General features: G+C 54.7%; 8 protein-coding genes and 1 other RNA gene. 6 read left to right on the forward strand and 3 right to left on the reverse strand.

Annotated features, from left to right (window positions below; all coding sequences use genetic code 11):
* Positions 1 to 172 precede the first annotated feature (172 nt).
* The gene (locus tag L248_RS00205) at positions 173 to 3,220 is read left to right on the forward strand and encodes a MucBP domain-containing protein (protein WP_155828525.1); all 3,048 of its coding nucleotides are present in this window, start codon (positions 173 to 175) and stop codon (positions 3,218 to 3,220) included.
* Between the two features lie 226 nt (positions 3,221 to 3,446).
* Here the strand turns inward: L248_RS00205 and ssrA are convergent.
* Positions 3,447 to 3,821, reverse strand: a transfer-messenger RNA (tmRNA) gene (gene ssrA / locus L248_RS15495).
* A gap of 646 nt (positions 3,822 to 4,467) precedes the next feature.
* Between ssrA and L248_RS00210 the strand changes: the two genes are divergently transcribed.
* Complete coding sequence (locus L248_RS00210; RefSeq protein WP_196811969.1) at positions 4,468 to 7,356, forward strand: MucBP domain-containing protein; 2,889 nt, start codon at positions 4,468 to 4,470, stop codon at positions 7,354 to 7,356.
* 92 nt (positions 7,357 to 7,448) lie between these two features.
* Positions 7,449 to 7,697, forward strand: a complete 249-nt coding sequence (locus L248_RS00215) for a hypothetical protein (protein ID WP_022527997.1) — start codon at positions 7,449 to 7,451, stop codon at positions 7,695 to 7,697.
* 69 nt (positions 7,698 to 7,766) lie between these two features.
* On the opposite strand, the gene L248_RS00220 is transcribed toward L248_RS00215, so the two are convergent.
* A complete protein-coding gene (locus L248_RS00220; protein WP_022527998.1) occupies positions 7,767 to 8,423 on the reverse strand; it encodes a glycerol-3-phosphate acyltransferase in 657 nt (218 codons plus the stop codon).
* A 12-nt stretch (positions 8,424 to 8,435) separates the two neighbouring features.
* Positions 8,436 to 9,215, reverse strand: a complete 780-nt coding sequence (locus tag L248_RS00225; protein WP_022527999.1) for a Cof-type HAD-IIB family hydrolase — start codon at positions 9,213 to 9,215, stop codon at positions 8,436 to 8,438.
* A gap of 106 nt (positions 9,216 to 9,321) precedes the next feature.
* Here L248_RS00225 and L248_RS00230 point away from each other — a divergent pair, with 106 nt between their 5' ends.
* The 3 genes from L248_RS00230 to L248_RS00240 are packed head-to-tail and all read left to right on the forward strand — an operon-like array spanning position 9,322 to position 12,021.
* Positions 9,322 to 9,732 carry a hypothetical protein gene (locus L248_RS00230; RefSeq protein ID WP_022528000.1) on the forward strand — a complete coding sequence of 137 codons (411 nt, stop codon included), beginning with the start codon at positions 9,322 to 9,324 and terminating at the stop codon, positions 9,730 to 9,732.
* Positions 9,733 to 9,745: 13 nt separating this feature from the next.
* Complete coding sequence (locus L248_RS00235) at positions 9,746 to 10,498, forward strand: response regulator transcription factor (RefSeq protein ID WP_022528001.1); 753 nt, start codon at positions 9,746 to 9,748, stop codon at positions 10,496 to 10,498.
* Positions 10,495 to 12,021 (forward strand): sensor histidine kinase, encoded by a 1,527-nt coding sequence (locus L248_RS00240; protein ID WP_022528002.1) that lies wholly within the window; start codon positions 10,495 to 10,497, stop codon positions 12,019 to 12,021. Before L248_RS00235 ends, L248_RS00240 begins: the two co-directional genes overlap by 4 nt.
* Positions 12,022 to 12,127 lie beyond the last annotated feature (106 nt).

Genomic DNA, 12,127 nt, shown 5'->3' on the forward strand with positions numbered 1-12,127 from the left:
TTTATGGGGATTGATTTTACGTGCTTGTGGTGTGGGGCACAAGCATACAGAGGGTGTTTCGGCTCATGGTCGGTTGCGGAACATGAAGCAAAATCGGGATATGAGGAATCACCAGGTGGGGAATTGGGCCAGGCACTGGACTGTGTTTTTGGTTATTATTGGGGTCTTGCTGATGGTGGGACATTCAAGCGTAACAACGGTGAGTGCAAGCACTGATGCGTCGGCGAGTAAAGCCAATCTGGCAAGTTACCCAGATTGGCTGGAGAAAGCGATCGTGGGGACACCTTATTCTCAAGCAGCGTTCGCTTCTTTGCCGGCAGCGCAGCAAAGTCAATTGCTGCGGACGCTCCACCCAGAGCTGTCGCCGACCTTGGCATACAACACGCCGACCATTGGCAGTGTCCAGCAAAGTCAGATTCCGTCAAACCAGACGGCCAAACCAGCCTTAGCGGCTGCATTGGCACTGACCCAAGGCGCCGCTTTGCCTGATCCGGCCAAATCGTATCTGGACATTCAGCCAACGGTCAATACGTCGGCTGGGACGGGCACGGCAAGCGCGTTCTTAGCCGCCGCCGGCAGCGCAGTGACCACTAATACAACAGTCAATATCGGTAATTTTTCGGCAGATGATGTGGCGGCACTGACCAGCAGCAGTTTCCGGGTCGTCAGTGCAGAGAGCCCGCTCACTACTGCTGATATCACTGTGACGCTGGATAAAAGCCAGACACCTGCTGAATTGACATTAACAGTAAGCAAAGCTGGCATTGACGCGCTTACCGCCGATCAAACGACGTATAATGGGCGGAAAGTGAGACTGACGGCCACGAATGCCAGCGGTAATCAGCTTGCCATTGTATTTAATTTGTGGCTGCCGCTGGTTGATCGGGCTTATGCCAGCATGCCCTTAGGTAATGGGTTAACCGCTCAGTATATGTATAACTCATTCTTTGATCCCAAATGGATTCAGGGAACCAGCGTGACGCGCGGTCAAATCGACGATGCCCAAGATGCCGATATTCCTAATATTAACGTCGTTGACACTACCAAGTCGAGTGAACCGTACAAGTATACCCGAGTCACTGGACTATACGGCGATTGGGGCATGTCAATGCCCAACCCTGGCAGTTTCGACACAAATAAGGCCGGCTCGTGGACGTCATCGTCATTGATCGTGGGCTTGGCCGGCGTGACCAATTTGATTACAGATGATTCTCGTCCGGTATCGTACCATTACTATCCTCAGAATACCTTTGACGAGATTAAGCACATGCATATGTACCCTGACTCGATGACTAATCCGTCTAAGATTTATCTCAAGTATGACGGCTATTTCAATACACCTACTTATTTGTCTGTACTGGGCTTTCCGGCGGACACCCATCAGGTGGTGTTGCACGTCAAGGGTACGCTGGGCCCCAGTACCGATGGCTCACAAATGGCTTACAGTGAAGTGGTGACGAATCCGGTAATGATCAACGATGGGGAGTCTAACCGGATGTCCATCAAAGGCCTGTATTTCGTACGGACTTATGACACGGCCATTCAAACATTTATTGGACCGACAACTGATGATCCTGATCAACAGAAGATTATCGATAATATTCCGATTCGCTTTTCGGCGATCGCCACAAGCGGACCCCGGGCAGGAAAAAATGAGGGTGTCTACATCCGTTCACAGGTTGCCCAGCCAAATTACATTGTCCGTTACAATTTCAACGTACCCGACGGCCCTGACGGCTGGTTAGGGACCCATTACCTTACCAACGGCGTTCTGGGTAATGGTAATAATGGCACGCTGCATTTTTGGCAGACGACCACAGATAATGGTTTGGCCGGCTACGACTATTTTGATGAGCATGGTAAGTTGCAATATGGGTCGTTCGCCACGTTCAACAAACCAACAGGGTTGGGCCAAGCCAATACCGTGAACGCGGTGAATGGGCTGGCCTATGGCGATGAAGAAGGAACGCCCGGCGGGGCCTCTAAAATGGACAGCGGGATCGGCATGAAATGGTCGCCAATTCCCGAATTTAAGCCCGGCGACAGCAAGACCATGGCATTCAACACCTTGGTTAATGACAGTCAGCCGCCGGTTTTGCGGGTGAATGATGATATTCAGTACGTTCCCAAGAACGCTGCGACTATTAAGATACCCGGCACTGTCTCCGATATCAACAGCAAACACGTGGACGTCTATCTTTCACTTACTAAACCTAATTTCGCCGGCAATCAGCCCCCTGTCGCTCCGGCGACGGACTATAAAATCGGTTCTGTGGATTATGGCAGCACGACACCGCCGCACACAACGCCGCTATCTTTTGACGGTGATTTGAGTGGCGTCGTGCCGGCAAATGTTCTCGCCGGCCTGAGTGACGGTGACACGCATACGGTTTACCTGTATGCCATTGATACCCCGCAGTCACCGCCGGACGTGGACGCTAAGTATGCACAGACCGAACCCAAGGTGTCCATTGTTGAACCAGTCACTTTTAACAAGAAACGAAACATCACGATTAAGTTCCAGTCCACAACAGGACAGAAGCTCCATGATGATGTGGCTAAAAGCGGTAATGTTCGGCAATCCTACAACTTTAATAGCGGCAGCGCTGATTTGACGACGACGGATGCCACGGACCTGATCGGCCAACCGCCCGCAACGCTGAGGCCGGATGCTAACGGTCCGTTGTATTTGCTGAGCACGCCGCTCCCGTCTGAGGGACAGGGTACTGTGCCTGATGCAGATACCACAATTACCTATACTTACGCCACCCAATATGTAGAATTTGTCCCCCACGACCTGTATTTTGGTCAACAGCCAGTCCCCGCAAGCAGCGGTACGTATCAAGCTGTACGCCAGACGGCGGGTGATCCGGACCCACGGCAGTTTGTTGTGAACGACTATCGCACGGGTACGAATACTGGTATTGACTTGTCAGCCACGTTATCTGCTTTCAAAGACCAGGCTGCCACAGGCGTGGGGCCGGATATTACAAATGCCCGTATTGTCTTCACCAATAGCAGCGGCGCCAAAAGTGTCAGCGCCGGCAGCGGTACACCCGTCACGATTGCCAGCGGGCTGGCGCGCAACCCGGCGACTCAGGCCCAGATTCCAGTGGACTTTAGCCAAATTGATTTAACCGTTGCAAGTCCGACGACCGGTAATATCTTGCCGCATCCCTATGCGGCCACGCTGACTTATACCATCAACTATGGTCTGTGAACTAACGTTGGTAAAAGGCTATATTCGCTGTGAATGTACCGAAAGAGTCAGCGGACGGGGCGGGGCGGCAAGAAGCAGTTGAAAAAATAACCAGTAAGGATTCGGAAAGCAAAAGGGAGTGCGGAATGGTTCGGCCATGGTCCATGACCAAATAATAAAAACAGGACAAAAAAAGGCCCCGGAAGTACTGATTGAACAGTATTTCCGGGGCCTTTCAAAAACTTCTTAGTGGAGGTGACGGGAGTTGAACCCGTGTCCATGCGCATTGCCATGCAAGCATCTACATTCATAGGCCAGCTACTTATTTTCTCGTCTGCCCGAAACGCCGTTGGTCAGGGCTGGCACGAACAGACATGCCTGATCGTCTCTTACCCAGCACTCAGGTGTGGTGCTGAATCGTAACCCGGTTGATTTTTGAGACCCTTGACCACCGCCCGGGTAACAGCGATGAAGGATCACGCTAGTGGGCTGCTATTAGGCAGCTAAAGCGTAAGAATTTTGAGGCTTTGCAGTTATATTTAACTGTGACGGTGATGACGCAGGCGTCTCCTGCGGAATGCAACTCACACTCACCTACGCATGTCGAATCCGTAACACCCCCAAATATCGACACAATGTCAGTATAACAGGATTACCGGTTGTCGTCAACCAATCCGATGGCACCGGTAAGTGTCAATCCGATGGCACCGGGCAGCGTACAAAAAAGCCCTTCTTAGGATTGGTACAGTCGGACTGATGCTAAGGCACATTCCGTTTTTCTCTGCTCAAGTGCTTCGCCAGCAATTCGAAAATACCTAAAAAAGTGGGAAATATGGGTGTGTACCAGAAAGGAAACATCTCACTTCATCGCTATTAACAGGGCCCTTTAGCCTACTATCCCATTAGTCACCAACACATAATTGGTAAATATCATCTATGCAATTTGCTAAAAATGTAGACGCACTTAGTGTTAACATTAAGCCAAATAACTTGTTATAAAGGGTTTGTGGGGTGTGGACATGGCTGACACGAATCAGCGTGCTTGGAGATCATTATTGGTTGGTCATCCAAAAAGGGGTGACGGCCTGATAGAACAAAGACGAAGGACCATTTTTCAAGAATCGGTCCTTTGCATTATTTTGACTGCCTTGGTCGTTTTTGGGGCGGTTTCAAGTCTGTCGACCGTGCAGGCGGCCTCAACTGACGCAACCGCTGTTAAAAAATCAACAGAGCAGCCGGTCTACCCCCTGTGGGTACAGCAAGCCGTCGTGGGCACGCCGTATACTCCGGCAGCCTTCATGGCCTTGCCAGCGACTGAACAGCGGCGCGTGCTGCAGACGGTTCATCCGGAATTGTCGCCGCACTTGATTACGGCGACGCCTTCACTGGGCGCAGTCCAAATGAGCGGTGTGCCGGCGGCCGCCGTTACCAATACGCCGCTATTGAACCGGCCAGCGCTCACCGCAGTCACGGTTCCAGCCCAGTCATATTTGGATATTCAGCCTGCGCTCCAAACGGATGGGACAGGCACGGCCGGGGCGGTACCGTTCGCCACCGCTGGCAGCGACGTGACGACCAATGCGACCGTGAATATTGGCAGCTTCAGCGCCAGTGATCTTGCTCAGCTGACGTTTAGCGTGTCTTCAGCGGAGAAACCATTGACGACTGACGATGTTCATGCGGTACTGGACCGGACCGCAACACCGTATCGATTAAGTCTCACCATTTCGAAAAACGGGATGCAGGCGCTCACGAAAGACGAAGGCTCTGTCAACGGTCGTCAAGTCGTACTGCAGGCAGCTAATAGCGCCGGAAAAACCCTGCGCGTAACATTCAATCTCTGGCTGCCGCTGCTCAACCGCGCCCATGCGACGATGGCCCTCGGCAACGGTATTGATGCCCAGTACATGTACAATGCTTTCTTCGACATGAGCCAGGCCGGCGGCAGCAATACGACGCGAGGCACACTGATCGATGCCGCGAAGATCGACATGCCCAATATTAATGTGTTTGACCACAACACCAACCAGCGGGTGACCGGCCTGTTTGCCGATTTTGGTATGCAATCCAAAGATGCAGGCACGTTTTTAGTCCATAGCAATGGCTACATGACGCCTTATACCTCGACTTCGTTACTGGTCGGGAGCGAGCAGACCCATTTTGATGCCTTCACGATCCCTGCAGCCAGCGGCGGGGTCACGAACACTTACTACCCGAACTTTGAATTTGACGAGATCAAGCATGTCCATATGTACCCCGACGATGCCCAGGATCCATCATTGATTTATTTGTCCTATGACGGTTATTTTAATATGCCCGGGACGCTGGGCGCGCTCGGTGTGCCCTCTACCACCGAGCAGGTTGTTTTGCACGTGGACGCTACCATTGGCCCCAGTGCTGATGGAAGCCAGATGGGTTTCTCCGAAGTCGTCACTAATCCGCAGACAGTTAATGGCGGGGAACGAAATCCGGTCACTCTGAACGGTATTTATTTTGCCCGGACCTATGATACCGCGCTCAAAACGTTTACCCCGTTAACTGACGGTTCAGCATTTGCTAAGCGGCCTCCCCAAACGGACAATATTCCTGTCCGCTTCAGTGCGCAAGCGACGAGCGGTCCGGCCGAGGGCAAGACTGAGGGCGTCTATATTCGGTCACAGACCGGGGCACCGCCTTATATCGTTCGCTACGATTTTAACGTGGCGAATGGCCCGGATGGCTGGCTGGGAACCCATTGGCTTGGCTACGATTACTACGACACTGCTGTGCAAAAAAACATGATGTATTGGCGTAACACGACGGCGAGCGGTGAAGATAGTGATGAGGGCGGGGCGGCAGACAAGTTCCCAGTATTCAAAACGCCCAGCGGGCTGGGCCAAGCGGATTTGGCCAATCCGGTCAACGGATTGGCTTACGGCGCGGTCGAGGGAGACAACGATGATGATTATGACTCCGGCATCGGCATGAAATGGTCCCCCATCGACGAGTTCAAACCGGGTGATAGCAAAAAGATGGCCTTCAACTCTCTGATCAATGACAGCGAACCGCCCATTCTAAATGTCGATCAGTCGGCGATACGGGTTAAGAAAGGCGCGCTGTCGATCCAGATTCCAGGTACTGTCACTGATCTAAACAGCAAACAGGCCAATGTCTATGTGTCGCTGACGAAGCCGGATGCCGCCAAAATTCCGCCAGTGCCGACTGCTAATCCCTCGATTGGCAGTATTACGTATACCGGGGATCCGCCGCACCCGGATCCGGTCAAATTCACGGGGACGCTGCCGGCGGATATGGTCAGTCAGCTGAACGACGGGCAAGAGCACACCATTTATCTTTATGCTGTAGATGTTCCCCAATCCGCGAGTGAGACCATTCCCCAGTACGCCCAAAACAAGGCCATGATTTCAAATATTGAGCCCGTGATCATCAATCAGCACGCGTCAGTCACCCTCAAGTTTCAAACAACAGCGGGGACAGAATTGCACACCCCGGTCACCAAGACGGGCATTGTTGGCGATACATATAACTTCAATACAGGCAGCGGCAATATCCTCACCGATGCCGCAGACGACGCAGATGGCCAGCCGCCGGCCAGCTTTCAGCCCAACGCGGATGGCCCGGCCTATGTGCTGACTGATCCATTGCCAGCCAATGGGATCGGCACTTTTAGCAGCGACCCCACGACGATTACTTACGTGTACGTTACTCAGTACGTTGAATTTGTGCCGCATGACCTGTCTTTTGGTACGGAGACAATCCCCGGGCGTAACGGCGCCACGTATTCCGTGGAGAAAAAAGACGCCGATGATCGACCATTGCAGTACCAGATTCACGACTACCGGCCTGTGACCAATACCGGCATCACTGTGGCAGCCAGACTGTCTGCCTTCAAAGACCAAGCCGCCACGGACGCGGGCAGCGATCTGACCGCAGCTTCAATCATTTTCAACCGGGCCGGGGCGGATCACGTCGTGACTGCGGGCAGTCCAACGGCAGTCACGCTGGCCACCGGGTTAACCCGTTCGCCCGCCAGCAGTCCGACCATCTACCTGGACTTCAAGAGTATTGATTTGCAAGTGGCCGGCTCGGCGGCTGCCACGTTGAAGACCCATCCTTACCAAGCCACATTAACCTATACCGTGAATTACGGCCTGTGACGGTGTTCGACACAGGACAGGGCAGGCGGTTCGTGACCGCTTTCTTCCCGAATGGTATATAATCGGAGGCGAATGAGAAGGGAGACCGGTTCATGACTCAAGAGTTACATACCTTGCGCAAAGCCGCCGCAGCGTTGACAGCCGACGAACGGCGGCTGCTGGGGACCGCCTTTGCGCCCCATCGTTTTTATCAGGTAACGCGCGATCAGGCGGGTGAGTTGTTATCGATCCGCGGTGAAGCACTGGCACCCGAAGCGCCGCAACATGGTGCAGCTTTGCCGCCAATGGCGGAGGCCATGTCTCATATGACACTTCGCCGCGCGAAGAAAGTACAACGATAAAAAAGACAGCCGCCCGGCCAAGAGACCAGACGGCTGTTCTGTTATCGGACTGAAACGGTGGGGGGCTGCTCACTTTCTGGCCTTCGCTAATTTCGTCCGGACTAGACGGAAGACGGCCCGGGGGATATTTTTCTTCTCCTGCGTCCCGTTGGCGATGTTCACGATGTTGTCCCAGAAGCGCCATAGCATGATCAGCGTCAGGATGGCGAGGACGATGGTCGTCTCCAGCGGGAATACGAAGATACTGATGAGGACGTAGGCGGTGAGAATGGCGATCCCGGCCAGGCTCAGGTACTGGCTGATCAGTAGCACGGCCAGCGCGCCCAGCAGCGCCATCAGGCCCCAGAAGGGGTTGTAGAGGATGACCAGCACGACGGTAACGGCCACACCCTTGCCGCCGCGGAAGTGCTGCCAGACGGGGAAGTTATGGCCCAGGGTGCAGCCCACCGCGGCGTACAGGGTGGCGAAGCTGCCGATGGCGGGGAAGAGCAGATTGGCCAGCACAACGGCCAGGACGCTCTTCGCCAAGTCGCCCGCCAGCACCGCCACCCCCGGCAGGAAGCCCAGTTGGGCCATGACGTTGGCCATGCCCGGATTGTGCGAACCGATTTCGGTGGGGGACTTGTGGGCGACTGCGCGGGTGACGACGAAGGCGGTGAGAAAGTTGCCCAGGGCATAGCCCAGCAGAATACTGCCCACCCGGCCCCAGAGTTGTATATTATCCATTGGTCCGACTCCTTAATCGATCAGCTGGTAATGGCGCAGACCAGTGACGATACCGCCGGCGGTATTGGCGGCGGTGATGAACTCGGCCCGGTCCTTGGCGGCGGTGATGCCGTTCGCCATGACGACGGGATGGTCGACGTAATCCAGCATCGGAATATCGTTGGGCCCGTCGCCGAAGGCCCACGTTGGCACGCCGGCCAGGTCCAGCAGCTTGATCAGCCGTTCGACACCGCGGCGCTTCGACTCGTTTTTCTTCACCGTATCAATGGAGTCGGGCCCGTTGCGGTAGAAAGTGAGGCTGCCGTTGAGCGGGAAGGTGTAGCGGCCGTCGTTGCGGTCGGTGAGCACCAGCAGCATGAGGATCTCGTGGGTCTTGTAGAAATCGTGGTCGACGGCAGGGATGGGTGTGTGGATGTAGTTGTACGCCGCCCGCATGTCGGCGGTGTCCCGGGTGGTCCGGATGGTGTCGTGGGTGTACATACTGATGGCCTCGCCCAGCGCATCGCCGATCCGCACCAGCTGGCCCACCGTGGGGGTGGGTATGATGCCCTTGTAGATGGCTTGGCCATTGTGCTCGATATAGGCCCCATTCAAACTGATGAAGGTGTCGATGCCAGTTACTTGGCGGGCATCGCGAATCTCGGTGGGGTGGCGGCCGGTGGCGATGATCGGCAGATAACCGTTCGCCCGCAGCTGATGAATGGCCTGGCCGGTGGCCTTGTCCACGAGTGAGTGCGCATTGAGCAGTGTCCCATCCAAGTCGAAGAAAACGATCCCTTTATACTGTGCCATGATAATCCTCCTGTTTTTGTAAAGCCTTAGCGTCATGGTAGCATTTTTGGCATTCCCTTGTAAATTCCGGTAGAATAGGCGTGTAAGCTTGTGCGGAGGTGGTTTGATGGTCTTTATCTATGTCGGCGCGATCATCCTGGTGATTGGGCTGAAGTATCTGGTCTGGCCGGCGAAGCGAACGGACGCGATGGTGGCCTATAAGTCCTATCTGGCCAGCACCAACGCGGCCGCCTATGCGTATGCCCAGCAGCAGGCGCGCAACGCCCATCTGGCCATCGGCGGCGGCACCGTCCTTCTTGGAATCTTCATACATTGGCTACACTGGGACAACTTTTTTATTATATGGTTGTTCCTGAGCGTGCTGATCACCGTCAGCATTTTTGCTTACGTTGAAACCAAGTTAAAAAAGTTCCTGATCAAACGTCATGAACTGCCCCGGGACTATGTGGATCCAGACGAGAATCTGGCCTACCGTCAGCACCACCAGGTCAAGGGTCTGCGCGATCGATTGAAATAGAGGGGAAAAACACATGAAAATCCTAATGATTGAAGACAACAAATCCGTTTCAGAAATGATGTCGATGTTCTTCCAAAAGGAAGGCTGGGACGTCGTCTTCGCTTATGACGGCAATGAAGCCGTGGACAAGTTCAATGAAGATCCCACGGGCTGGGATATTATTACCCTGGACCTGAACCTGCCGGGCAAAGACGGTATGCAGGTGGCGAAGGAGATCCGCGAAGTGTCCAAGACCGTACCAATCATTATGCTCACGGCCCGGGATTCGGACAGTGACCAAGTACTGGGGCTGGAAATGGGCGCCGATGATTATGTCACCAAGCCCTTCAGCCCGATCACGCTGATCGCCCGCATCAAGGCGCTGCACCGCCGGGTGGAACTCGGCGAAGGTGAAGACCACGATGACGACGCCGACAGTGCCTACGATGTGACCACCGACCACCTGCAGCTGTCCACTAAGACCCGGGAGGCCTTTCTCGACGGCAAACAGATCGAAAACTTGACCCCGAAGGAATTCGACTTGCTGAAGACGTTGGCGACCAAGCCCAAGCAGGTCTTCAGCCGGGAACAGCTGCTGGAATTGGTGTGGGATTATGAGTACTACGGCGACGAACGCACCGTGGATGCCCATATTAAGAAACTGCGGCAGAAGATTGAAAAGGTTGGTCCCCAGGTGATTCAGACCGTCTGGGGCGTGGGCTACAAATACGACGATTCCGCCATCAACGACGAGAAGGATGAGGACGAGACGAGCGAGGCCAAGTGAAATTAATCTATCAGCTGATGATCAGCTTCTTCGCGGTCATCCTGACCGTGATCTTCATCGTCGGCGGGACCGTGTTGAACTACTATAGCAACTATGTTTACAGCAACACCTTCGAGCAGCTGACCGGTTACGGCCAGAACGCGGAGCAGCTGGTGATGTCCTCGGAGACCGGGGTCAAGGGGCAGTACCAGATCAGCCCCAGCATGATCCACAAGATCGAACAGGTCTTCACGAACCAGCGGGTCAACTTCACGATTTACTCCAAGGCAGACAACGAGAGCAACGACAACGTCCGCGTGTATCCCACCGATGGGGACCTGGGCCACCGGCCGATGCCGGACCACCTTTCTAAAGAATACTGGTCCCGCCTGCAAAAGAGCGAGTACATCCGCGACGTGTCGTCCAGCGGCAAGCTGCTGGGCGGCCAGCAGTCGCCTAAGGGGGCACAGCCCCAGGCCTACGTTGTCGTGCCGTGGTTCTACCAGAACAAGATGTTCGCGGCCATCGTGGTCAGTGCCCGGGTGGCGGATATCGACTCGAACATCGCCCAGATCGAGTCGAACCTCTTCGTCGCGCTGATCATCTCTCTGGTATTAGCGCTGATCCTCGCTTACTTACTTGCCCGCTACCAAGTCTCCCGGGTCAACCGAGTGCGCCACGCGGCCCACGAGGTCGCCGACGGCAACTTTGACATCGACCTGCCCAGCAAGCACCGGGACGAGATCGACGACCTGGCGACTGACTTCAACATCATGGCCAAGTCGCTGCGGGATTCTCAGACAGAAATTGAACGTCAAGAGGAACGGCGCAAGGAGTTCATGGCCAACGCGGCCCACGAGATGCGCACACCGCTGACGACCATCAACGGCCTGCTGGAAGGTCTGGCCTACGATGCTATTCCCGAAGAATCTAAAGGGAAGAGTATCGAGCTGATGCGGGGTGAAACCAAGCGGCTGATTCGGCTGGTCAATGATAATTTGGATTACGAAAAGATTCGGACCGGTCAAATCAAACTGTCCCGGCGGCAGTTCGACGCCATGGGGCCGCTGCATAATATCGTCACCCAGCTGACCAAAAAAGCGGCGGATGCCAAAGACAAGCTCACCCTCGAAGGCGAGTCGCCGGTCAGTGTCTACGCCGACTATGACCGCTTCGTACAGATCATCTTCAACGTCGTGCAAAACGCCATCCAGTTCACCCAGGACGGGCAGATCACGATCAAGGCCGAGCGCGGCTTCCATGAGGCGGTCTTCACCGTCAGCGACACGGGTATCGGCATGACGCCGGACCAGGTGAAGAATATCTGGGACCGCTACTACAAGGCGGATCCGTCCCGGAAGAACACGAAGTACGGCGAGTCAGGCTTGGGCCTCTCCATCGTTCACTCCTTAGTCAAGCAGCACGGCGGCACCATCAAGGTGACCAGCGAACTGCACAAGGGGACGACGTTCAAGCTCACGTTCCCCGACGCAACAGATGCAGATGCGATGGAAAGCGCATCGCATCGGAAGCGGGGCGCGTAGACGCGCATAGAAAAGCAGGGACTGGGACAAAACTCATATTCCGCGACATATTGAGTGCCAACGCGTAGCAAGCGGAGGCAAAACGGGCTCAGTGGTGAAATCATTC

Source organism: Schleiferilactobacillus shenzhenensis LY-73, assembly GCF_000469325.1.
Classification (GTDB): Bacteria; Bacillota; Bacilli; order Lactobacillales; family Lactobacillaceae; genus Schleiferilactobacillus; species Schleiferilactobacillus shenzhenensis.